Below are 25,375 nucleotides of genomic sequence, written 5' to 3'. Positions count from 1 at the left end.
TTTCTTCTGATACTATCCTGCCAGTTCTTCCACTTCAAGCATCGCTGTTTCCCAGTCACCATTGGCTTTTTCAAGCTTTTGCCTGATTTCAGCATAAGTCCGGTTCAGGTCTGCAAGTGCTTTGGCATCGTTATATACGGAAGGTTCAGCAAGTTTTACCTCGGTCTCCGCTTTTTGGTCTTCAAGTTTACTGATCGTATTCTCCAGTTCGTCAATCAGTTTTTTCGCCTTCTTTAGTTTCTGAGTTTCCTCATTAGATAAGGATTTGTTCTTAGGCGCAGCAGGTGCTGGTTGTGCTTTTGCTTTTTGCGGGGGCGCACTGCTTACTACGGCTTTGTCGCTCACGGCAGACTGTAATCCACGCTCTTCAACCCAAATTTCGTATTCTTCGTAAGTACCAGGGTATTCTTTAATCTGATGATCTTCGATATACCAGATTTTGTTGGCTATATTTTCAACAAAGTACCTGTCGTGAGATACAACGATATAACTTCCCTCGTACTGTTGCAACGCCTGGATCAGAATATTTACCGACTGCATGTCAAGGTGGTTGGTAGGCTCATCGAGCAGTAGGAAGTTTGCCTGAGAAAGCAATACTTTGGCAAGCGCCACACGCGATTTTTCTCCTCCGGAAAGTACCTTGATTTTTTTGAATACGTCGTCACCCGTAAACAGGAAACAACCAAGTACTGTTCTTAACTCAGTTTCAGTCTTATTTGGATTAGCGTATTTAAGCTCCTCTATCAGGTTATGGTTGACATTCAACGATTCGAGCTGGTGTTGTGCGTAGAAGGTGAACATCACGTTATGTCCCAGTCTTCTTTTCCCTTCAATAGGTTCATCACCCGCTACAACCCGTAGGACAGTAGATTTTCCACGTCCGTTAGCTCCGATCAAAGCAATTTTGTCACCACGCTCCATACTGATATTTGTGGCGTCCAAAATTACTTTTTCACCATAAGCTTTGGAGGCATCTTCCAGCTGGAACACATGACGGCCTGGCTGCGTAGTGAATTGAAAACGGAAGTGAACTTTCGCGTTTTCGTCTACTACGGCATCTACAACGTCCATTCTATCCAGGGCTTTTACACGGCTTTGTACCTGGCGCGACTTCGTTGCTTTTGCTTTAAATCGCTCGATAAAGCGCTCAGTCTGACGGATTTTAGCCTGCTGATTTTCATATGCGCCGCGCTGAATTTCATTACGCTCATCTTTTTCTTCCAGATAATAGGAGTAGTTCCCAGCGTAATAAACCAGCTTTCCGCCCGACACCTCTACAGTTGTATCAATCGTATTGTCAAGGAACTGGCGATCGTGACTTACTACAATTACAGCTCCCTCGTAACTCTGTACATATTTTTCAACCCACTGAATAGATGGTAAGTCAAGGTGGTTGGTAGGCTCATCGAGCATCAATAATGACGGTTTTTGCAAAAGCAATTTTGCCAGCATTACACGCATTCTCCATCCCCCGGAAAATAATCTCAATGGTCTTTGAAGGTCATCAGTCACAAAACCCAGACCTTCCAGTATCGCTTCAGCTTTAGATTGAACGCTGTAACCGTCCAATGCTTCAAATTCGTCCTGAACGCGAGCCAGCTTATCTATCAATTCATCCTTGTAGTCATGCTCCATTTCATGCAGGATATTATCGATCTGTACCTGCAGTTCATTCTGGCGCTCGAAGGCCTGCATGGCAACAGAAAGTATAGAGTCGTCGCTTTGGTAAGAAAGCAAATCCTGATTCAGGAATCCGATAGTGCAATCCCCGGATTTTGATATATGGCCACCATCTGGCTGAAACTCGCCGTTGATCATACGAAGCAACGTCGATTTACCTGTTCCGTTCAAACCGATAAGGCCGATCTTTTGTTTTGGCTTAATATGAAGAGACGCACCGTCGTACAAAGCACGGTCGCCTAAAAAGTAACTTACATTAGTAATCGCGATCATGCCGCAAAGGTACGGGGAAAGAAGGAGATAGTAAAAAGGTAGTTGTTGGAATAGTTATAAAATGAAAACGCTGGCCGGAAATGCAACATTATTATTGTAAATTTGTTTTGGTTAGTAGAGTTGAAATGGTTATAATCTCTCTATCAATATTTACTATGACAGTTAAACAAATCAGTAAATGAACTATACATATAAACTGCGATTACTTCCAGAATCTGACGGCGGATATACGGTTTTTGTACCTGCCCTTCCAGGTTGTATAACGTATGGAGAAACTATTGATGAAGCGATTGAAATGGCTAAGGAGGCAATATCGCTTTATGTAGAAGACTTAACAGATAGAGGAGAGCCGATACCAGATGATAGCAGTACACTGGAATATTCTTTAAATTTGGTGGCATGAATTTATCATCCAAGTATCTGATCAAGCTCTTGGAATCAAATGGCTATGTATTCAGAAGGGCAAAAGGATCCCATTTTGTTTTTTATAATTCTGAATCTAATAAAACAGCAATCGTACCTGTTCATGGTGGTAAAGATCTGAAAAAAGGAACCTTTCTTAGTATCCTAAAGCAGGCTGGAATCGATTTGAACAATTAAATTCTTTCTTTTGAATAATCTATTCCCAATATTCCTGAAACTTGAAAATCTGCATACATTAATTGTTGGCGGAGGCTATGTAGGTTTGGAAAAAATTACTGCTGTCATAAATAATTCGCCTGAGGCCAAAGTGACCCTGGTGGCTCCTGAAATTGGCACTGAGATAAGAGAAATTGCGGTATCTAATTCCCTGATTACTTTGGTTGAGAGGAAGTTTGAAGAGACCGATCTGGAAGCGAAGGATTTGGTAATCGTTGCCACAAACGATAGAGTGGAAAACGAAAGAATTAAAGCACTTGCCGCCGGTAGGCACCTTCTCTGTAATGTTGCCGATACACCCGCCCATTGTGATTTTTATTTGTCCTCTGTTGTTCAAAAAGGCAATCTGAAAGTAGCCATTTCAACAAACGGAATGTCACCAACCATGGCAAAGCGCTTGAAAGAAGTATTGAATGAAGCTTTGCCGGAAAATCTGGAAGTAGCCATGGAACAACTCAAAGCGGTGCGCGATATGTTAAAAGGAGATTTCGCTCATAAAGTGGATGAGCTGAACAGGATTACATCGGTGCTGGTTGATAAGAAGAACTAAACCTTAATAGGCGCAAAGAATCAGTTCATTCAAGAAACTCAGCGTAAATTCTCATCACTCAGCGTTTAAAGCCAAAACTCAAACTACTCCAAATTCCCGCAACGCCACCGGAAAATTCTTTCCTTCATGCCCTGAACGGCTCAGTTTTACAAGGGCAAATCTTTGTAAAGTGTTCAGGTTAATCCACTCTTTCAGCGAGACTCCCGGGCATTCCCATTCTTTTGCCTTTTGATGAATTTCGATTGGCACTTCACTGATATTGTTCCAGTTATCATCGATAAATGTAAGTGTGCTGGCTTCATAGCCAAAGTAGCTTTTTACCAATTTTCTGACAAAGTTTTCATACTGCTTTATTTCATCTGTCTGAAAGCAGGGTAGGGTGGCAAGCAGTTCTTTATCCGCAAGACTGAATTTTGCCCATTCATGCAATTTCAGTTTCACGCCACAGCTGTCGAGCTTATAGCGGACAATCATTGGAACACATTTGAGCGTACTTACAAAATCACTTTCGAAGCCGAAAAAGAAAGTAGCAACAGGATGGATAGTCATGATATAGCGATTTCAGATATGGTAATTTTTTCGAATTCAGCTTTCGGTGTGTCGCAGGTTGGACATAGATAGGTATCTGAAAGGTCCTGAAACAAAACTCCGGCAGGAATATTCTGTAAAGTATCACCAAATGCGGCGTCATAAATGGTGAAGCAGTGAGGGCATTGGTGAGCTGTCTGGATTTGAACCGGGGCTTTGGATACCTCTTCCGTTTCATGTCTGTTGTTTTCCGGAATATCGCGAAAACGTTTGTTACTGAATTTTCTGCAAAGTCGCTCTACCTGTCCGGCCAGATGGATTTTATACAGACCCTTTTCAAAGAGTATGTGATTGCGGCTGTTCGGATTGAAATTTTCGGTAAAATAAAGATCATAAACACTCCACAATGATAATTGACCAATTTGCAAAAGAGGCCTTTTTCTGATTAGTACAGAACCGAATACTTCCGATTTGGGCTTGGTTTGTATACCAAAACATAATCCGAAGGTACGGGTGTCGTTTTTTTCAATGTAACGGATGAGGTCTTGTTTAAGCTGAGTTCCTTCGCTGGTGTTATCCTCTGTTTGCCAGGCGAGTTCATTGGCGGCATGCCGGACATTGATATTATGTTTACCCAGAATATTACTCCATTCACTTCTGTATTGGTCCTCAATACCTTTGATAATAATTGATTTCCAAGGCGTAGTGCATATTTCTCCAATGCGTGTTTTCATGCAGAGGTTACATACATCAAGAAGAAATTCAACCGAAAATTGCTCATCGCGACGATAGAGTCCAAGCCATGTACGGGATTCGTAACGGTTAAAGCCTTCGTAGTAAGGCAGTGAAAATGCAGGAAGCTCCAGCTCTTGTGTAATGGGTAGGGCAATGTAAGCTAACTGCTCTTTTACGATAGCAAATAGCTCCGGTAAATCTGCTGCCGGCCTATTTAATAATTGGTTTTCAATCTCTCTTGCTACTTTACCAATCTCATTTGTATATACGAGTTCCTCCCATTTGTAAAGGATGTTACTTTGCTTTGGCCGAACGTACAGATACCAGAAATGAGGTTCCGGAGAGGATATAAAATTCAGATTTCCGGTAAAAAATGGCGTGAAGCTCTGGTTGGAATCGGAGATATTAACTTTTAGCTCCGGCATGTGTTCAAAGCTGTCGAATACGGTATGGTATTCGTTTGAGTCTAGCCATTGTCCCGTTCTGAACACGTCCTCACCGCAATAGGAGCTGATGATATTGGGATGCTTTTCTGGGTTGATATTGTATTGAATGCCAATTGCTTTGAGATCCCGCTCCAGAAATTTCATCTGTTCGTAATGAACCGTCATCAATAGCTGCTGTCGTGCTCCGAATCTGACATCCTGAACATCCGCTTTTCGGGCTGCAGAAAGAATTCCTTTGAGAACCCCGGGGGAAGCAATTCCGCCTGGCAGGTTGATTTTTACGTTATAATAATCTCTCATAGCAATTTTCTAAACAAGTACAGCTTCATTCATTTTCTCCAAAATGGACCTCACTTCGGGTCGGCAAGAGCCGCATCCGGTTCCTGCGCCTGTTTTTTGGCACAGTTGCTGAAAATCAGTACATCCACCTTTGATCGCATTTTCCAAATTACCCTTTCCTACATTGTTGCAGGAACATACCAGTTTCCCTTCCAATGGTTCAGCTTTTTGGCTTGCCCTGAGTAATTGCAGACGTTTTTCTGATAGTTCAATTCCATTTGCAATCAGATCCCTGAATTCCAGAAATTCGTTTTTGTCGCCGATCAGTATACATCCCACCAGCCGGTCGCGGTGCACAATGCATTTTTTATAATAACGTTTCGACTTATCTATGAATGTAATTTCTTCGTAGCTGCTGTCATTGGCGGGAGCCTCAGTCAATCCAACGCTGCAAAGATGCAGTCCTTCCATTTTCAGGATATTCATGGAGGTGCTACCCTTGTAGGGCTGTGAAATATCACCTGCGATAAATTTCGCCGCCACTTCAGCCTGTTGCTCAGCACCGAGTGTAATTCCCCACATTTGTCCGCGCCACTCTGCAATTTCACCGGCTGCAAATATGTCGGGATCGGAGGTTTGCATATAGTCATTTACGATAATCCCGCGTTTCGATGCAATACCTGCTTCTGTGGCCAGCTCAATGGTCGGGACTGTTCCGATAGCCATCACAACCACCTGACAATCAATTTTTCTTCCTGATTTTAACCGGATACCATCCACTTTGTCGGAGCCGGAAAAAATGGATACTTCATCGTTGAAATAAATTTCCACACCCCGATCTTTGAGATCCTGGTATAGAAGTTCAGAAGCAAGTGGATCAAGCTGTCGTTCCATCAGTCTGCCACTTCTTTGGATAACGGTAACCCGAACATTCATTTCCCGGAATGATGCTGCCAGTTCCAGCCCCAGTATACCTCCCCCTACAATCACTGCGTGGGGAGATGGTTGTTTCAAAAACGGAAGTAGTGAGTCGGCATCCAGGCGCGAGCGCATGTTGAATATTCCGGGAATTTTGGGTACACCTTTTGGCATGAACGCGCGGCTTCCCATACCCAGAATGAGTTTGTTATAAGTATGCTGATTGCCTCTGTCGTCTGTAATCGTTTTGTTCTGACGATCTATATGGGTCACACCGACGCCCTTGTGGACGTGAATGTTATTGGCTTCGAACTGGTCTTCTCTCAGTTTTACAAGCTGCTCCCAGGATTGGGAGCCACTGATATAGTCGGGTAGTAAAACCCGGTTATAGAATGGATAAATTTCTTTTGAAAAAACGTGAATTTCGTCTTCCTGATTCAGGTTTCGGTATGAATTAATGAACCCTAAACCGGCTGATCCGGCTCCGATAATGATGATTTTCTCAATGGGTTTTTTGTATAAACACACTTCTACCGCCGAAAATTTAAAGTCCGGTTCTTTGGATTTCGGGTCGACAAGTGGACTTGTAAGGTTATTTGCCCGTCCCAACGAACTACCCAGAATCTTTCCCCAATGCATGGGTAAAAAACAAAGTCCGGCTTTTACATCCTCTGTGATCTGCGCTTTCACTCTCACTTCTCCTCGTCTGCTCGTAACCGTCACAAGTTGCCCTTCCCGGATATTACGGGTCTGAGCATCTTTCGGATGGATTTGTAAAAACGGCTGAGGTATATGCTGGTTCAGCTTCGCTACGCGTCCGGTTTTAGTCATGGTATGCCACTGATCTCTGATACGCCCGGTCGTGAGTACCAAAGGGAAATCCTGATCTGTAGCTTCCGAGGTGTTTTCGTCGTTTACTGCGAATATTTGTGCCTTTTTGTTAGGAGTATAGAACTGATGATCAGTGAATAATCTTTTTGTACCTGTGTTGCCGGGAGCCGAATTGCCGGAATCTCCAGGGACGGTGTCTCTGGTTGAGGAATGGAAGCCTTTCAGGCTATTTTCGGAATGTTCGCTTCGCTTCATTTCAATGCCTCCGGCATTTTTTCCGGACTCAGCTCCCCGTGCCAGGTCGCCTTCGCGCCTTTCTTCCCCAAGCCCCATTCCCCATGCCCTTTCGCCCTCTGCCCTAAACGGCCACTGAACACTACGATTGGCTTTTAATAAATCATAATTAACCCCCGTTACATCAATCGTTGTTCCGGCAGTGATTTGAGCATATTCATCGTAAACCTGCGAAACATTCTCATACTTGAATGACTCGCCGAATCCCATTTTCTCAGCGAACCGCCAGATGATTTCTGCATCCGGAAGTGCCTCTCCCGGAGCTGAAATGGCTTTGGGTAAATGTGTAATCCTTCTTTCTGCGTTGGTCATCGTTCCCTCTTTTTCCAGCCAGGCAGCGGCAGGGAGCACGACATCAGCAAAAACAACAGTGTCTGCACGGTTAGAAATATCCTGAACGACTACGAATTTTGCATTCTTCAGCGCTTTTTCAGCAATACTTACATCCGGCATACTTACCAGCGGATTGGTATTAATAATCCATATAGCTTTTAGCTTTCCATTTTCCAGAGCCTCGAACATTTCTGTCGCGGTGAGTCCGGGTTTATCGGCAATTTTGACCGGACTGTTCCAGAACTCTTCCATTTCCTGTCTGTGAACTGGATTTACTACCTCACGATGTGCGGGCAAAATGTTAGCCAATCCACCTGTCTCACGACCTCCCATGGCGTTGGGCTGGCCGGTGAGCGAGAACGGGCCATTGCCAGGTTTTCCGATTTTTCCCGTAATCAAATGCAGGTTAATCAGCGACAGGTTTTTGTTTACCCCTATAACCGACTGGTTGAGGCCCATGGTCCATAGCGACAAAAATCCTTTCGCTTTTCCTATCCAGGTTGCTGCTGTTGCAATGTCAGCCGTACCAACACCGCAAATCTCAGCAGCTTCCTGAATAGTTCTCTCAAAAACCTTATCTCTGAACGCCGTGAAACCATCGGTATGATCAATGATAAAGTCGTTATCAATGTAGCCTTCCTCAATAAGTAGTCTGCCGATTGCGTTGTTCAGGACAATATCCGTTCCCGGGTTGATCGCCAGATGCAGGTCGGATGACCGTGCAGAATCGGTACGTCTCGGATCAACACAAATCAGTTTTACATGCGGATTCGCTGCTTTGTGCGCTTCAATTCTTCTCCATAATATGGGGTGGCACCAGGCAGGGTTGGCACCGGTGATAAAGAACACATCCGCTTCTTCAATATCATCGTAACATACCGGCACACTATCTTCACCCAACGCAAGTTTGTAACCCACCACAGCCGAACTCATACAAAGCCGGGAATTGGTGTCAATGTTATTGGAGCCAATAAAACCTTTTATCAGCTTATTGACCAGATAATACTCTTCCGTCAGACATTGTCCGGAAACGTAGAAAGCGACAGAATCAGGACCGAATTTTTTGATGAATGTTTTAAAAACAGCAGCTGTACGTTCCAAAGCCTCATCCCAATTCACCCGTTGCATCGGCATCGCCTTGTTCATGCGCATTTGCGGGTACAGCAGTCTGTCTGACTGATCCATAACCGTATAATGCAGGTTCATACCTTTTGAGCAAAGTTTTCCCTGATTGGATGGGTGACTCTTATCGCCTTCCAGACTTAGTTGTCCGTTGGTATCCTGATGAACCACGACACCACAACCCACGCCACAATAGCAGCAGGTAGATTTAAATGAATTGGCGGTTGGTTTCATGATGAAGAATTTTGGATGTACTGTTTTTATTTAATGCTTAAATTTTTGTCAGGCCTCCGCTGTTTCCAGTGAGCCCACTTCCGGTACGATCTCGGTCGTTTTATCAAAATTGATTAAAGCCACTATAGCGGCGACACAAGCGATGGCTACACCGATATAAACAAACGCCTGAGAGTAGGTGATGGAACTGGACTTGAACAGGAAGCCGGCAAGTACTGCACCCACATTTCCACCTGCACCTACAATGCCGCTAACAGACCCGATCGCTTTCTGGTTGATGAATGGTACAATAGCATAGGTTACTCCATTTGCCATCTTCAGGAACATGGCAAAAGCAAGCATGGTAATCACCGCAACCACTATACTGCCGCTTTGGGCGAAGAGTGCAATACCAATGCCTTCCATCGCGAGCAATGCTGCCAGTAATCTTCCTTTCCCGATCATACCGAATTTGCGTCCTACTTTATCAGCAACGATTCCTCCAACTGCTCTTGCGAACAGGTTCATGAATCCGAATGTTCCGGCAAGAATCCCAGCCAGAGCAAGGGTCGTGTTGAAATTTTCGAAGAAGTACAGAGCAGCTATATTGTCGAAGGTGATTTCTATTCCGAAGCAGGCACCATACGCAAGAAACAGGGCCCAGGTACGGGGATCCTTAGCCGCGATAGCCAGTGACCCCTTCGTTTTAGCTGCTTTGGGATTAATAACACTCAGTTCTTCAAAATTACCGGCTGGTGTATCTTTGGTGAAACGGTAATAAAGTACTGCAAATACGAGCAGCATCACACCGGGAATGATCATGGCTAATCTCCATGCAGACTCAGGCAGGTAACCAGCTCCTACGAATCCGGCAAAGATCAGGGGCATCACCATATTGGTAATTCCGCCACCCAGATTTCCCCATCCACCTGCAACAGCATTGGCGGTACCAACAATCTTCTTGTCGAACATGACCGAAGTGTGGTACTGTGTAATCACAAACGAAGCTCCGATGACACCGATAGCGAGTCTGAATAGAAGAAAGCCTTCATAGGAATGAACAAGACCGACCGTCATTACTGGTATAGAGCATATTCCCATGAGTGCTGAATACGTTTTACGTGGTCCCCAGGAATCGCAAAGTTTACCAATCGCAATGCGGGCCACTACAGTAGCGGCCACCGATGCGATAATGATATTTCCGATCTGCTCTTTGCTCAGGCCTAAGTCCGTTTTGATCACAGTCATGAGTGGGGCAAGACCGAACCACCCGAAAAAGCATAGGAAAAAGGCCATCCAGGTAAGATGGAAAGTGCGCATTTGTACGCCTTTGAAACTGAAAATGTTTAATTTTTCGAGTGGTTTATTTGTAGTTTCCATGCGTTTGGTGTTTTGAAATTCTTATAAATGTTCTTAATAGGTTGTCACGCTGAGCGGAGTCGAAGCGTTCAACTCGCTACTATCCTTCGACTCCGCTCAGGATGACGGCTGTTAGCGGATAGCTTTGGGCTATTTCAAAAATTCAGGTTTGATATTGATCATCAGATAAGCCCAGTTGGACATCTTCTGCGGATCTTTTACACCTTTTACATAAGCCAGACTGTTCGTTGCCAGAAATGTGCAGTATCCTCCCTGAAAGCTGATGGATTTAGTAAGGCTATAAGTCGCGATGATATCGAGTTCATTACCAAAATTAGACGATAGGGCTTGCGATTCACTGTTACGAACTTCAGCAGCACTCGAAAAATGGTGCAAGTCTGTTTGTATCGAAAGTTTTTGAGTAGGGGTGAATGTGGAATGTATGTAAAAGTCTGATAGTCCGCCTTTTCCAAATCCATTTGCAACATAAAAGTAATCCATTTGTCCCCAGAACTTGTGAGGGGTTCCGTACAAAGGATCGAAAGTATGGTTGGTTTTTGAAGCGGATTGTGAACCTGACATATAATCAAAACCGGGACCAACTGTGAAATGCTTGCTTACCTTGTAGAGGCCTTTCACGGAATACATGTATGCACTTAATTGGGAGCCGTCTTTATCCTTTCCCGTCTGTAGATAAGCGCTTGCGTTCAGGTTCCAGCTCTTTCCTATTTTGCTATTCAGGTAAGTTCCGGCAGTAACGCGGCTTCGGGTTCCTTTGCGGTATACTTTAACTCCGGTTTCGTTCAGGTTGTATTTTTGAAAATCGTCTTTAAATACCAATAGAGAAATATTTCCGGCATTCAGCTTTTTGCTTGCGTAGGCAAACTGCATCGATTTGTACATTGTGCCGATTCCATTCGTTCCTGCAGGATATCCTGTTGGCACGCCATCGTACAAACCACCTGTTTTTAGTTCACGGTTTTGGTTATACGCAGCGCCAAGATGAGCAGTGATTCCATGATGTGCATATTTCAGTACAATGGCGTCGTGTCGTCTTCCCTGTTGCAGCCAATCCAGATTTCCCAGCAGACGGCTGTCGTCGTAAACAAGTTCCTGTCGTCCGATTTTTAATCCCAATTCTTTGCCAGTCCTGGTAATGTTAGTATCCAGTAAGCTGATTTCAGCCCAGGCTTCGTGTAACATCAGTCCATTCAGAGCAGTATTGGTAAATCTGTTGTTGGTGGAAGCGTCCTGCCCCCAAACGCGTACGTCTTGCGCGGCTACGAAGAAATTCATCCGATATGCCTTATAGCCGACGTTCAACCTGGTTCTTTGAGATGTAAAGAACGCAGGATCTTCACCTTTGTTCAGTGGTGTTCCTTGTCCCTGAAGGAATTCAGTCCGGGTTCTCAACTGTCCCGATACGGTCAGCTGTGCGAATCCTTCAGCCGGTCGAAGTGTTCCTGCAACCCATAAGCTCAATGCAAAAAAGTAAATGACGTTTCTCATTTAAATGAATTTTGTAAAATGGAGAATTGAACGGGCGCGGCTGATTGTACTGGGGTAATCTTCTTATAATGATCTTCTATTGTTCCTGATAAATATTTCTCAGATATTCCTTTGCGTAGGAGGGGTTAAGAGCAACAACTTCCCCTAAAATCATAATGGCAGGTGCGCCTATGTTATTTTCTTTTACCAAATGTGGCATTTCCCAAACCTGGCCTATCACACTCTTTTCGTCCGGTCGGGTGCCATTCTGAATAACAGCCATGGGCAGGTAACCTCTTCCAAAGTGTTTATACAGATCGCAGATTTCTTTAAGTTTATTCACGCCCATTAAAATTACGACGGTTGCTTTGGATTGTACCGCGAGGCGGATGTCATCGGATAGTTCTCCCGAACGGGTAGTTGCAGTAATTACCCAGAAGCTTTCACTTACTCCTCTGCGCGTAACCGGAATATCCAAAGAGGCGGGAACGGAGATGCAGCTTGATACGCCTGGAATATTTTCTACCGTAATCCCGTGTTCACGAGCATATTCCATTTCTTCATGCCCCCTCCCGAATACGAATGAGTCACCACCTTTCAATCTTACAACATGTCCTCGTTTTCTTGCCAAACGTACGATAAGTCCGTTGATCTCGTCCTGTGAGAATGCAGCATCACCTGATTTTTTACCCACATACATTTTAAGCGTGTGTTCTGGTGCGTACTCCAGTAGTTCGGCGTTGGCCAGTTCATCATACAGGATCACATCTGCGGATTGTAATGCCTTTATACCTTTCAGTGTAATCAGCTCTCCGTTTCCCGGTCCTGCTCCAACAAGTGTTAGTCTAGACTCCATCGCTTTATACATTATATATGGTGAATATTAGAAATGTACTATGAATAGTAAAACATAACTATTTGTAATTGTTGGTCCAAAATTAAGGTCATTATTTTTAAAAACAATAATTTAACCAAAATTTGTGTTTAAAAATTAACCATTTAAAGAATAAAAAGTTAGGATTTGCTAAAAATGCGATTTAGTTTTGTTCTGTAATATTTGATGTGCAAGAATGTGTATTATTAAAATATTGCAATAAAATAATACTGTTATTCAAAAATTATAGTTATTATTCACTATGGAAACGCAAAAAACTGTCCAGATCGTAGTAGTTGGCAATGGTATGGTGGGCTACAAATTTTGTGAGAAACTGTTGGCCAAGCAGAAAAACAATCATGATTTTGCCATCACTGTGTTCGGAGAAGAGCCACGTGTAGCCTATGACCGAGTACATTTAAGTGCTTTTTTTGCCGGGAAAACGGCTGACGATCTGACATTGGCTCCTGCGGATTGGTATACTGAAAATGGTATCAGGCTTTTTTTGTCGGATCCTGTGGTGGATATAGACAGAGAAGAGAAGTTGGTAAGATCTCATCATGGACATGTAGTGCATTACGACTATCTGGTAATGGCTACTGGCTCTGGTGCATTTGTGCCTTCTATTCCCGGTGTGGAAAAAGATGGAGTTTTTGTTTACCGGACAATAGAGGATCTTGAACTGATTTTGTCCTATGCTAAAAAGGCAAAGAAAGGTGCTGTTTTGGGTGGTGGTTTATTAGGATTAGAGGCTGCAAAAGCATTACTGGATCTTGGTCTGCAGGAAGCTCACGTCGTAGAATTTGCTCCAAGACTCATGCCGAGGCAAATTGACGACGCTGGATCCCGTATGCTGCAAAGTCAGTTGGAATCGCTGGGATTAAATATTCATTTGGGAAAAAGTACACAGGAGATTAAAGGCGGCGATTGTATCGAAGGGATGCAGTTTGCTGACAATTCATTTCTGGATGTAGATATGCTTGTAATATCAGCAGGGATTCGTCCCCGGGATGAACTCGCTAAAATAGCTTCGCTGGAAACGCATCCAAGAGGAGGTATAATTGTAGATGATCAGCTAAGAACTTCCGATCCTCATATTTTCGCGATCGGAGAATGCGCGCTCGCGCACCACATGATATATGGTCTTATTGCACCTGGTTATGAAATGGCTGATGTGGTAGTGACCAATCTGATCGGTGGTGAAAAATCGTTTTCTCCATTTGATATGTCAACCAAACTGAAGCTGATTGGAACAGACGTAGCCAGTTTCGGGGATCCGTTTATTGAAGAACCAGCGTGCAGAACTATACGCTATGAGAATAAGGCCAAAGGTGTATACAAGCGTATCAATGTTTCTGAAGATGGGAAGCAGCTTTTGGGTGGAATTCTGGTTGGTGATGCGGATCAATATAATATGCTTTTACAAACCTGTAAAAGTAAAACAATTCTACCCCCTGATTCGGAAGATCTGATCCTGGGTTCGCGCGGTGGAGAAGAAGCAGGAGCCGGAGTGATGAGCTTTCCTGATGATGCACTGATCTGTTCTTGCGAAGCTGTTACCAAAGGAATGTTGTGTCATGAGGTGGGTGAAAACGGGCATACCACTATTGATGCGATTAAAAAATGCTGCAAAGCAGGAACGGGTTGCGGTGGATGTTTGCCGATGGTGAAAGATATCATCCAGGGAGTGTTGAAGGAAAAAGGAGTTTACGTTCGAAACGTGATCTGCGAGCACTTCGATCATTCCCGCCAGGAGTTACTTGATCTTGTGAAAATGAATGGGATCAGAACCTACAATGGTGTGCTTGATCACTTCGGGCATGGTGATGGTTGTGAAACCTGCAAACCTTTGGTGGGATCAATACTTGCGAGTTTATGGAATGAGAATATTCTGGAAAAAGACCGCGCTACGATACAGGATTCCAATGATCGGTATTTGGCTAACATCCAAAAAGGAGGAACTTACTCGGTAGTGCCAAGGATTCCGGGAGGAGAAATCACACCAGAAAAACTGATTGTGATCGGACAGGTTGCGCAGAAGTACGGTATGTATACCAAAATAACCGGAGGGCAACGTATCGATTTGTTTGGTGCTCACCTGAACGATCTGCCGGATATCTGGGAAGAATTGATCAACGCCGGTTTTGAAAGTGGTCATGCTTATGGAAAATCGTTACGTACTGTTAAGAGTTGCGTGGGGTCTACATGGTGTCGTTTTGGTGTCCAGGATTCGGTTTCTTTTGCTATTGAAGTTGAGGATAGATACAAAGGGCTTCGTTCGCCTCATAAATTGAAGTCTGCTGTTTCTGGTTGTGTGCGTGAATGTGCAGAGGCACAAAGCAAAGACTTCGGGATTATTGCCACAGAGAAAGGCTGGAACTTGTACGTGTGTGGTAATGGTGGTTCAAAGCCTCAGCATGCGCAGTTGATTGCTACGGATGTGGATAGTGCGACCTGCCTGAAGTTGATTGATCGTTTCCTGATGTTTTACATTAAAACCGCTGATCCACTCACACGTACTGCTACATGGCTGAATAAAATGGAAGGTGGTATCAACTATCTGAAAGCAGTAGTGGTGGACGATGTATTGGGTATAGCAGACCAACTTGAAGTGGAAATGCAGGCATTAATAGACGTTTATAAATGCGAATGGAAAGAGGTGGTTGAAAACCCTGAGCTCAGAAAACGCTTCTCGCACTTTGTAAATGCACCGGTAAAAGATCCTACGGTTCAGTTCGAAACGATGCGGGATCAGAAACGGGTGAAGGAGTGGGCGTGATGGTAATGGTTAGTTGTTAATGGTTAATTATTAATTGTTAGCTGGCCTGAAAGGCCTCCCGCTCTGAAGTTCGACATATGTATTATCCCAGATAAGAATAAAATCATGGAACCTGTAAAAAACACAAAAGACAGAATCACGTGGCACAAAGCTTGCCATGTAGAAGACATTCCTGCAGATGGCGGCGGTTGCGCGCTGATAGAAGGAAAACAAATCGCTATCTTTAACTTTTCCAGAAGAGGAGAGTGGTATGCAACGGACAATATGTGCCCGCACCGCCAGCAGATGGCAGTAGCCCGGGGAATGATCGGAAGCCAGGAAGGAGAACCTAAGGTGGCATGCCCATTCCACAAAAAGACGTTTTCGTTGCGTAGTGGTCAGTGTCTGAACGACGAAGCATACAGTATTAATACCTTTCCTGTAATGGTTAAGGAAAATCAGGTGTATATAGGATTGTAAAAAATTTACATGGAGAAAGTGGATAAACGCGTGGCCGGAAGTCTCACGCGTTTTTACGTTGTAGCCCTTTTTGTTGTGGCATTCCTCACATTGGGCGGACTGTTTCTGATACGAAAAACGATCAGTAGTCTCAATTATGACGGTCGCGTGGTGAATGTTGCCGGACGACAACGCATGATTAGTCAGCGGCTCACTAAGCTTTCTCTGGTGAAAATACAGGATATACCTTACAGCGATTCGGTAAGTTTCGACTCACTTTTACACGTCTGGAAAAAGAGTCATGTACAACTTGCAGAAAAAAGACTTGAGGTAGGAGAGGAAACCGTGGTGTGGAAAAGCGTCGCTCTGGACGCGATGTTTGCTAAGCTTGATCCTGTTTTCGAAACCATGTATCAGGCGTTTGACAAGATCAACAATCCTCAGGTTGTCATTGAGGAAAAGAAAGAGCAGTTAGCGACTGTATTAAAGATGGAGCCGCTCTTTCTTTCAAAAATGAATGAAATTGTATTTCAGTATGATAAGGAGAGTTTTGAAAGGCTGAAGAATCTGGAAAGGATAGAATGGATCATGGATATCATGACTATTCTGGTGTTGCTGGCTGAAGGTTTGCTGATATTCCGGCCAGTCGTGAATGAAACGAGGAGAGCGGTTCGAAAAATGTATGAATCTCAGGAAGCTTTGATGAGAGCAAACGACAGTCTGGAAGAAAAAAACGTACAGCTCGTTGAGGCGCAGGAAGCAATTTTGAAAATAAAAGAAGAGAAATATCATCTGAGGCTCCAGGAGGACAGGATCCGTACAGCTGCTATTATTGAAGGCCAGGAGGAAGAGCGTAAAAGATTCGCCAGGGAGTTGCACGATGGTATAGGGCAAATGCTTACAGGGCTTAAACTCCATGCTGAGAAATTGAGGCAGGTCCAGTTTCAGGATGAAAAACAAAGAAAGCGGTTTGACCAGCTTGTTAGTCTTATTCAGGACACAATTCAGACCACAAGACAAATTTCTTATAATCTGATGCCATCCGTACTTGCGGATTTTGGGCTCAATTCTGCTTTAAAACTTCTATGTGAACAAACGGCAGAGTCCACAGGTCTTCAAATTCGATATCAATCGAAAGTGAGTAGTCTGCCATTGAATTCTCAAATTGAGATCGGCTTATATCGTATTGCTCAGGAAGCGCTGAACAATGCAGTGAAGCATGCTGCTGCGGACAATATCACTATTATATTGGAAGAAAACCTGAATTGTGTCATCTTGCAGATTCAGGATGATGGGAAAGGTTTTTTAATTTGTAATTTGAAAAGCAAACAGGGTTCTGCTCTTTCTCAGAACGGAATTGAAAACATGCGGACACGGGCAAAACTGATGTCCGGAGACTTGGAGATTACCTCTGATCCTCTGAAAGGTACGCTATTGAAAATTTCCGTATGCCCTGAATAACGATTGAATATACTAAACCCATGTCCATTCGAATTTTAGTTGTTGATGATCATTCCGTTGTCAGACAGGGAATTATAACTCTTCTGGAAGATGAGGATGATATTGTGATTGCAGGAGAAGCTTCAGATGGTGATGAAGTAGCCGAAATGATAGATCAGGTTAATCCTGACGTCATTCTGCTTGATCTCACCATGCCTCGTAAATCCGGAATAGAAACGATCAGAGATATTGTTCCCGTGTATCCGAAAGTTCGGATTCTGGTTTTCAGCATGCACAACAATCCCGATTATATTCTTTCGGCCATGCATCACGGTGCATACGGGTATCTGGAAAAAGATACCAGCCAGGATGAAATACTCAGGGCAGTACGAAGTGTGGCCCGCGGAGAGTTTTATTATCCTCCCCATGCATCATCGATTATTATTAAGAGTCTGATACAGCATAATTCATTTACACCTTCCACAGAAGCCGCCGCCGGAGAACCAAAAGAAACATCTGTATGGAAACTGATCACACCCCGTGAGCAGCAAATACTTAAATGTCTGACCGAGGGGTTGAGCAGCAAAGAAATCGGAGAGCGGTTTGATATCAGCGCAAATACTGTCGCCAATCAGCGGGCCAGTATTATGAAAAAAGCCAACGTCAAAAATACAGCAGAGCTTATCGGCCTCGCCTTACGTACTTTGCCAAGGTCTGTGTGAGTTTAGTGGTACAAAATAATAATTGGTGTTTGAGGTAAATCTGAAGAACTTTTTTAGGATATTTAGCTTATAGTCAGCCTATTTTATAGGTTGACTTTTATATGTAACCACTTTTGTGGAACATAAGTACGCCACCCCTCTCATTATTTGTAGTTTTATATGTATAATTGAGTGCTTTAACGTAAGTTTTGCAATCAATTATAGCAGCCCATTCTTATAGCGTATACTCTATACATCTCGTATGAAAGTTTTTTATCGGATTTGCAGTCAGGACTGGTCGCGTTTTGCCATGATGCATGCGCTTTTACTATCTGCCTTTATTTTTTCCGGTTTTTCAGTTTGCACGGCTCAGGTTATTCCTGTGAAGGGAACTGTTAAAAGTACAACCGGTGAAGTACTGATCGGGTCAACCATCAGAGTGAAAGGAACTCAAAATGGGACAGTCACCAACTCAGAAGGACAATATACGCTGGAAAACGTTGGTACAGGAGCCACTCTTGTTGTCACGATGATCGGGTACGTAACGAAAGAAGTACCGGCAGCGCGAGTTGTCAATATTGAACTAGCCGAAGATGCCGTAGGTTTGCAGGATGTGGTCATTACAGGGTTTCAGCAAATTGATAAAGATAAATTTACAGGTTCGGCGGTTACTCTGAAATCAGAAGACGTGATTATTGATGGCTTACCTGACGTAAGTCGAATGCTTGAAGGTCGTGCTGCCGGAGTTTCTATTCAAAACGTGTCGGGTACCTTTGGAGCGGCCCCCAAAATACGCATTCGCGGTGCAACTTCGCTGAATGGCGCTAATAAACCATTATGGGTGGTGGATGGAGTTGTATTAGAAGACATTGTTAATATTTCCAACGATCAGCTTTCCAGCGGTGATCCTACTACGCTTTTGGGCTCTGCTGTGGCTGGATTGAATCCTAATGATATTGAAACCTTTGATATTTTGAAGGATGCTGCCGCAGCGGCTCTGTATGGTGCCAGAGCCATGAACGGAGTAATTGTGATTACAACCAAAAAGGGTAAAAGCGGGCGTCCGGTTATTTCCTATTCAGGAAATTTTAGTACACAGCTAAAGCCATCTTACAGGAATTTTAATATCATGAATTCTGGTGATCAGTTATCCGTCCTTGGAGAATTGGAAAGGAAAGGATACCTGAATACAGATATTTTATCGGCGTCGGATTACGGGATTTATGGCAAGTATTACAGTCTGGTTTCAGGAGACGATCAAGGAAATTTTCCGGTTCAGAATACTCCTGAAGCGAAGAAGGCATTTCTTCAGAGGTACGGAATGGCTAATACGGACTGGTTCGATGTTCTCTACAAGCAAAATCTTGTGCAGGAACACTCCCTGAGCGTTTCTTTCGGAACAGATAAGTCGCAGTCCTATTTCTCTACCAGTTTTTTGAATGATAACGGTTGGACAATTGCAGATAAAGTGAGTCGGTATACGCTCAACTTTCGAAATACCTATAAGATGTCAGATCGTATTACATTGGGTTTCTCCACACTTGCGTCTATCAGAAATCAGCAGGTACCTGGTTCACTCAACCGTGTAAGTAATCCGGTAGAAGGGCGTTTCGATAGAGATTTTGACATTAATCCTTTCAGTTATGCACTCAATACGAGCAGAACGCTGACGGCTTATGACGAAAATGGTAACCTTGAATTTTTCAGACGTAACTATGCGCCTTTTAATATTATCCACGAACTGGCAAATAATAAAATACATCTTAATGTTGCAGACATCAGATTGCAAGGAGATTTTTCCTTCAAAATTACGAAGCATTTGACCTACGATTTCCTCGGTGCACTGCGTTACATTCAGACAGGAAGAGAACATCGGATCTCTGAAAATGCGAATATGGCGAATGCATATCGCGCCGCAGATAATGCTACTATTGCTGATCGTAATAAATATTTATATAGAGACCCTGACGATCCTAATGCTTTTCCGGTAGTGGTACTGCCAAGCGGTGGGTTCTACAATCGGAACGAAGATCAGATGAAGTTTTACAATGTAAGAAACAACCTGAGATACAACCGCACATTCGCCGAGAGGCACAATATCAGTTTGTTGGCAGGGCAGGAGGTGAAGTTTACAAATCGCCAGAGCTTCAATTCAACGGGTTATGGATTTCAGTATGAGCAGGGAGGTACTCCATTCGTAGATTACCGTATTCTGAAACAAACAATAGAAGCTAACTTTCCTTACTATGGGTTGAGGGAGGATTATGAGCGTTTCGCTGCATTTTATGGTAGCGCCGGTTATACCCTTGACGATAAGTACAATTTTACGGCCTACCTGCGCTACGATGGATCTAACCGTTTCGGTAAATCTGCTGCAGCACGATGGCTGCCAACCTATACGGTGGCAGGTTCATGGAATTTTGACAGAGAGAATTTTCTAAAGAAATTTAAGTGGCTTAGTATGGGGCGCCTGCGCGCAAGCTATGGTTTGTCCGCAGATACAGGTCCGGCTGCCAATGCTGCTGTATTGTTTAAAAGCCTGATTACCAATCGCCCGTTTGCCAATGAAAAGGAATCAGCTTTACAGCTTGAAGCCTTGGAAAATACCGAGCTGACATGGGAAAAGCTATACAGTGGGAATGTCGGTCTGGATTTAGGATTATTTGCCAACCGTATAAATCTTACCATGGATGGATACGTCCGTCAGAGCTTTGATCTGATAGATTTTATCCGGACGTCCGGAGTAGGAGGCCAGATACAAAAGGTGGCCAATTATGCAGATATGGAATCAGCAGGCGTCGATTTTTCACTTGGTGGTGTGGTAGTTAAAAAGAAAGGGTTCAGCTGGAATACAACGATCAATTTTGGTTATTCGCAAACATTGATAACCAATGTCAGCAATGATCCGGGGATATTCGACCTGGTAAAAGCGGAAGGTGCGAACGTGAAAGGGCGGCCTGTAAGAAGTTTATTTTCCATTGATTACAAATCGCTTGATCCTTTGTCGGGGGTGCCAATATTTGTAAATGAGAATGGAGAACAGAGTTCGGATGTATATCTGCAGGATCAGAATGTGAGGTTTTTGAAGTATGAAGGACCTGTTGATCCGCCATTTACAGGAGGTTTTAATAATACTTTTAATTATAAGGATTTTACTCTTAATGTTCTTTTGACAGGACAGGCAGGGAATAAAATCAGAATGAACGCGCTTTACCCCAAAGCATTCAGCGATCTGGATGCCACTCCAAAAGAATTTGCAGACCGTTGGGAGATGTCGGGTGAGGAAGAAGTTACCAACGTCGGCGCAATAAGCGATAAGCTTTATCAGCAGTATCTGGCAGGAACTTATCCCTACAATATTTATAACTATTCACCGGAGCGCGTGGCAAAAGGTGATTTTGTAAGATTGAAATCTGTCTCTCTTGCCTATAGGGTTCCATTGACAACTGTACAAAAAATAGGATTGTCAGCAGCGAGTCTTCAGTTTTCTACGAGCAATCTGGCATTACTCTATTCTGATAAGAAGTTGAAAGGTCAGGATCCGGAGTTCTTTAATGCCGGAGGTGTTGCTCAGCCGCTTCAGAAGCAATTTACCCTCGCATTAAAGCTTACGTTGTAACAAAAACTGGACATGAGTACAAATCCGCTTGAAAAATGAAGAAGTCTATCCTATATAAAATACAGAAAGTAGCCGGAGTATTTCTGCTAGTGTCGCTGCTGACGGGCTGTGAAGAATTTCTCTCCAAAGAACCTGACAGTACACGCGCATCAATCTCAACTCCGAAGCAGGTTTCCCAGCTTTTGACAACGGCATATCCTAACTCCGGATACGTTGTCATGGCTGAATCCATGAGTGACAACATTGTGGATAAAGGAGTGGGCGAAGATGACAAAACGAACCGCTTCTCATTTCTTTTTCAAGAGGTAGATGCGACAGTGGGGACCTCCGATGCACCAGATAGTTATTGGGCAGAATGTTACCGGGCTATTTCAGTAAGCAATGAGGCACTCCAGATTATCAGGAATTCGCCCGATCCCTCTCAATTCAGCGCTCAGAAAGGGGAAGCATTGGTTGCGAGAGCATATGCTCACTTCATGTTGGTCAGTTTTTTTAGCAAATTCTACAATGGACAAACAGCTTCCAGTGATCCGGGAATCCCCTATGTAACTGAGCCGGAAAATGTCGTTATAAAGAAGTATGAACGCAAAACAGTAGCCTATGTTTACGAAATGATTGAAAAGGATTTACTGGAGGGGCTGCCATTGATTAGTGATGGATCCTATACTGTTCCGAAATATCATTTTAATCTGGCCGCTGCTAATGCATTTGCTGCTCGTTTTTATTTGTTTAAAAAGGATTATGCAAAGGTTCTGCAATATACCAATGCTGCATTTCCTGGAAGCTCGGTGGTAGATAATCTCCGTCCCTGGAATACTACCATGGAGAGTATGTCACCTGATGAATTACAAACTATTTATTCTCAGGCAACTCAACGAGCCAATCTCCTCTTGGTCGAAACGGCATCCCTGATAGGTCGTTTTATGCCACGATATCGTTTTGGACTTTCCTTTGGAAAACAGCGAGAAATATTTGCTTCGGATGCGATTGCAGGTGCAACAGCCAACTGGTCGTACCCCGTATACTACCAGGGAGATAACAATTATTTTGTACCGAAATGGTATGAGTATTTTGTGAGAGAAACAGTAAATGCTGAAACTGGTATTCCCTACGTGATGCTACCATTGTTCACGGCTGAAGAGGTTTTGTTTAATCATGCGGAAGCAAGCGTGTACCAGAATCAGACAGCTGCCGCACTCGCTGATCTGAATTTGTTTCTGAGTAAAAGAATATCAGGATATAATGCTGCCGAGCATACGGTTACGGCAGCGAAATTAAGTAGCTATTACGGAACGAATAATCTTGCAAATAATTTGTTGAATGCGATTCTGGATTTTAAAAGAGTTGAGTTCCTGCAAGAAGGTATGCGATGGTTCGACTTACAGCGATATGCTATCCCTGTAACGCATACGGACAACGTAGGAAATGTTATCGCATCTGTGACTGCGAATGATCCGAGGCGAGTATTCCAATTGCCACAAAGTGCCACATTGTCAGGTTTAGAGTTGAATGCCAGATGAGAAATACTATGAAAATGAAAAGACTTTCAGGGCTGTTTTTTTCTTGTTTATTACTGATAGCCAGTGTTGTCATGATTTCCTGTAAGAAGGAAGAGATTGGTAATGTCGACAACATCCCGGGACTAGGTGGAGACGACTGGGCTAAAACTCCTGTAGATGACTGGATATTTACGAATATTACAACCCCGTATAATATAGCGGTCAAGTATAAGTGGGATCAGTTCGAATTTGATAATGTAATCAAAACTCTCGTTCCGGCTGATGAAGCACAAGTCATCCCATTGCTGACGAGTATAGATAAAGGTTGGGCCAAGCCGTACGTTGAGGAGGCCGGGAAAGTCTTCTTTAACAAATATTCGCCCAAACTATTTGTGCTTTCAGGAAGTGTGGAGTACAATCTGGATGGTTCTGTGACGGGTGGTCAGGCTGAGGGTGGACGCAAGATTGTGATGATGGGGATCAACCGTTTCAAAATTAAAGGTATGTCCGGGTATTCTGCTGCGACGGATTCAGTGTATGCTAAGTTTTTTATTTTCCACGTCATTCAGCACGAGTTTGGTCATATTCTGCATCAAAATAAAAACTATCCTCAGGAGTATAAGACAATTAGTGCAGGTAAGTATTATGGTGCTAACTGGATCAACTATAATGACAGAGATGCGCAAAGGGACGGCTTTATATCAGCCTATTCCGCTTCAAATTTTGACGATGATTTTGTGGAAATGATCGCTGTGATGCTCATGGAAGGAAAAGATGGGTTTGATAAAATTATCAACTCAATTCCCGAAGGTACTACAGCTAAAGGTACTACCCGTGCGCAGGCACAAGCTGCATTACGCCAGAAGGAAGCGATGATCGTTGCTTATTACAAAAACTCATGGAGCATCGATTTTTATGCATTACAGAAGAAGACGCGTGCGGCAATGGTCAGCATGTTCTAAGATAAATTTGTTTTAAAATATCTGGTAAATGAAAAATTCTATCATATATCTACTCCTGGTTTCAATAGGATTTTGGTCCTGTGAAAATAAGGATGAGTCCGTATTTGAAAAAACAGCTGATGAGCGTCTCAACGAAGCCTTGGGGACGTACGAAACGCAATTGGCAGGATCGACTTATGGCTGGAACGCGGTTATATATCCTGGCAATGGAGGTAGTTATGGTCTTTACATGAAATTCAATGACCAGAATAGGGTTACGATGTATTCAGACTTTAAAGACGAATCTGCAAAAACTTCGAAAGAAAGCAGCTATCGGCTTAAGGCGATGCAAACACCTACATTGATTTTTGATACGTATGGTTACCTGCACGTCCTTGCAGATCCGGACAGCGATGCCAATGGCGGTTCTGACGGTGTAGGATTGGCTTCGGACTTCGAATTTGCCATCTTTCCGGATTCCATTTCGGCGGATCGTATGGTTTTTGTTGGTCGTAAAAATGGAAGCAGACTTGTACTTACCCGTGCTACTCAGGCGCAACAGACAGCCTATAACAATGGAGCTCAGGCATCCGCAATGGCATTCAATAATATCTCAAAGTATAAAGTTTACTTTAAGAGAATAACCATCGCCGGAGTAACTTATGAAATTACAGTAGGTCAGGATACGAGGTCATTGAAAATGACATGGCTGGAAGGTACCACTGTCAGAAACTTTAACACAACTTACTACTTTACGTCGGAAGGGTTGAGGTTTAAGAATTCGTTGGTGAATGGCTCTACTACGATCAGTGGTTTTAATAATGTCACCTGGGATACATCTCGTTCACAGGTTTCAGTCTCGGTAAATGGGGCAACATCTGTAATTGGCACAGCTATAAGGCCTTTGGCAATTGACCTGAATGCTGCGAGAAGATGGTATAATGCCCCTGTTTCCACAGGTGGAGAGTGGCGTTCTGTTTCAGGATTCCATGTGAATGGTGTTGACGATGCCTTTGGCCTTAGAGCGCTTACATCCGATTCATTTCCTTACGTCGTCTATCTTTACATCCCGGCTTACGGTTCTAACTACGATTTATTTGCCCCTGCTTTTTTTGAAGATGGAAGCTTATCTCTACATTATGGCAATGCGGTTAGAACACCAAGTTTTCCTGCCGATGGTCGTATCGTTTTCTCTGAACGTGGCACCTTAGGAGATGTCCCTACAACGGGTCCTGTAGCTCAAATGGCTGCTCAGTTGTACGAATCCACCGGCTACTACCTTATCCAGACATCCGAAAAAACCTATGACATGGTGAATGCCAAGGATGCTACAGTTTGGATCAACTGGTTCAGGATATAGATTTGGAATATATAGGGCACAAAAAAACACGCTTCA

The 25,375-nt window shown here is 43.5% G+C and carries 18 protein-coding genes; 11 read left to right on the top strand and 7 right to left on the bottom strand.

Features of this window, described 5'->3' with window-relative positions; all coding sequences use genetic code 11:
* Positions 1 to 12: 12 nt before the first annotated feature.
* Positions 13 to 1,953, bottom strand: coding sequence for a ribosomal protection-like ABC-F family protein (abc-f, locus tag DSL64_RS19510; RefSeq protein ID WP_115832611.1), 1,941 nt, complete (start codon positions 1,951 to 1,953; stop codon positions 13 to 15).
* 178 nt (positions 1,954 to 2,131) lie between these two features.
* Here abc-f and DSL64_RS19505 point away from each other — a divergent pair, with 178 nt between their 5' ends.
* From DSL64_RS19505 to DSL64_RS19495, 3 genes are read left to right on the top strand one after another with little or no spacing between them, the layout of a single operon-like run.
* Positions 2,132 to 2,356 (top strand): type II toxin-antitoxin system HicB family antitoxin, encoded by a 225-nt coding sequence (locus tag DSL64_RS19505; protein WP_115832610.1) that lies wholly within the window; start codon positions 2,132 to 2,134, stop codon positions 2,354 to 2,356.
* On the top strand, positions 2,353 to 2,553 hold the full coding sequence (locus tag DSL64_RS19500; RefSeq protein ID WP_115832609.1) for a type II toxin-antitoxin system HicA family toxin: 201 nt from the start codon (positions 2,353 to 2,355) through the stop codon (positions 2,551 to 2,553). The genes DSL64_RS19505 and DSL64_RS19500 overlap by 4 nt, the downstream gene beginning before the upstream one ends.
* Before the next feature lie 10 nt (positions 2,554 to 2,563).
* Positions 2,564 to 3,142 (top strand): precorrin-2 dehydrogenase/sirohydrochlorin ferrochelatase family protein, encoded by a 579-nt coding sequence (locus DSL64_RS19495; protein ID WP_115832608.1) that lies wholly within the window; start codon positions 2,564 to 2,566, stop codon positions 3,140 to 3,142.
* Positions 3,143 to 3,220: 78 nt separating this feature from the next.
* On the opposite strand, the gene DSL64_RS19490 is transcribed toward DSL64_RS19495, so the two are convergent.
* The 6 genes from DSL64_RS19490 to cobA all read right to left on the bottom strand — a co-directional run bounded on the left by DSL64_RS19490 (position 3,221) and on the right by cobA (position 12,544).
* Positions 3,221 to 3,691, bottom strand: a complete 471-nt coding sequence (locus DSL64_RS19490; RefSeq protein ID WP_229217152.1) for a nitrate reductase associated protein — start codon at positions 3,689 to 3,691, stop codon at positions 3,221 to 3,223.
* Entirely contained in the window at positions 3,688 to 5,151 is a 1,464-nt protein-coding gene (locus DSL64_RS19485) for a rubredoxin (protein WP_115832606.1), read from the bottom strand. The genes DSL64_RS19490 and DSL64_RS19485 overlap by 4 nt, the downstream gene beginning before the upstream one ends.
* A gap of 9 nt (positions 5,152 to 5,160) precedes the next feature.
* Positions 5,161 to 8,862 (bottom strand): nitrate reductase, encoded by a 3,702-nt coding sequence (locus tag DSL64_RS19480; protein WP_115832605.1) that lies wholly within the window; start codon positions 8,860 to 8,862, stop codon positions 5,161 to 5,163.
* Positions 8,863 to 8,910: 48 nt separating this feature from the next.
* Complete coding sequence (locus tag DSL64_RS19475; RefSeq protein WP_115832604.1) at positions 8,911 to 10,221, bottom strand: NarK family nitrate/nitrite MFS transporter; 1,311 nt, start codon at positions 10,219 to 10,221, stop codon at positions 8,911 to 8,913.
* Positions 10,222 to 10,350: 129 nt separating this feature from the next.
* Entirely contained in the window at positions 10,351 to 11,709 is a 1,359-nt protein-coding gene (locus DSL64_RS19470; RefSeq protein ID WP_115832603.1) for an alginate export family protein, read from the bottom strand.
* 76 nt (positions 11,710 to 11,785) lie between these two features.
* The gene (cobA, locus tag DSL64_RS19465) at positions 11,786 to 12,544 is read right to left on the bottom strand and encodes a uroporphyrinogen-III C-methyltransferase (protein WP_115832670.1); all 759 of its coding nucleotides are present in this window, start codon (positions 12,542 to 12,544) and stop codon (positions 11,786 to 11,788) included.
* Between the two features lie 280 nt (positions 12,545 to 12,824).
* Between cobA and nirB the strand changes: the two genes are divergently transcribed.
* From nirB to DSL64_RS19425, 8 genes are all read left to right on the top strand, one after another.
* Entirely contained in the window at positions 12,825 to 15,341 is a 2,517-nt protein-coding gene (gene nirB / locus DSL64_RS19460) for a nitrite reductase large subunit NirB (protein ID WP_115832602.1), read from the top strand.
* 105 nt (positions 15,342 to 15,446) lie between these two features.
* Positions 15,447 to 15,800 carry a nitrite reductase small subunit NirD gene (gene nirD, locus DSL64_RS19455; protein WP_115832601.1) on the top strand — a complete coding sequence of 118 codons (354 nt, stop codon included), beginning with the start codon at positions 15,447 to 15,449 and terminating at the stop codon, positions 15,798 to 15,800.
* A gap of 9 nt (positions 15,801 to 15,809) precedes the next feature.
* A complete protein-coding gene (locus tag DSL64_RS19450; RefSeq protein ID WP_115832600.1) occupies positions 15,810 to 17,240 on the top strand; it encodes an ATP-binding protein in 1,431 nt (476 codons plus the stop codon).
* A 20-nt stretch (positions 17,241 to 17,260) separates the two neighbouring features.
* Positions 17,261 to 17,941: a response regulator transcription factor gene (locus tag DSL64_RS19445; RefSeq protein ID WP_115832599.1), complete on the top strand. Its 681-nt coding sequence runs from the start codon at positions 17,261 to 17,263 to the stop codon at positions 17,939 to 17,941.
* A 241-nt stretch (positions 17,942 to 18,182) separates the two neighbouring features.
* Positions 18,183 to 21,539, top strand: a complete 3,357-nt coding sequence (locus DSL64_RS19440) for a SusC/RagA family TonB-linked outer membrane protein (protein WP_229217151.1) — start codon at positions 18,183 to 18,185, stop codon at positions 21,537 to 21,539.
* A gap of 35 nt (positions 21,540 to 21,574) precedes the next feature.
* A complete protein-coding gene (locus DSL64_RS19435) occupies positions 21,575 to 23,059 on the top strand; it encodes a RagB/SusD family nutrient uptake outer membrane protein (protein ID WP_115832597.1) in 1,485 nt (494 codons plus the stop codon).
* Between the two features lie 14 nt (positions 23,060 to 23,073).
* Complete coding sequence (locus DSL64_RS19430) at positions 23,074 to 24,000, top strand: zinc-binding metallopeptidase (RefSeq protein ID WP_115832669.1); 927 nt, start codon at positions 23,074 to 23,076, stop codon at positions 23,998 to 24,000.
* A gap of 28 nt (positions 24,001 to 24,028) precedes the next feature.
* Positions 24,029 to 25,339: a DUF4302 domain-containing protein gene (locus DSL64_RS19425; RefSeq protein WP_115832596.1), complete on the top strand. Its 1,311-nt coding sequence runs from the start codon at positions 24,029 to 24,031 to the stop codon at positions 25,337 to 25,339.
* Positions 25,340 to 25,375: the final 36 nt, after the last annotated feature.

The sequence above is a fragment of the Dyadobacter luteus genome (genome assembly GCF_003383615.1).
Lineage (GTDB): Bacteria > Bacteroidota > Bacteroidia > Cytophagales > Spirosomataceae > Dyadobacter > Dyadobacter luteus.
This window is presented reverse-complemented; position numbering and strand designations above follow the sequence as displayed.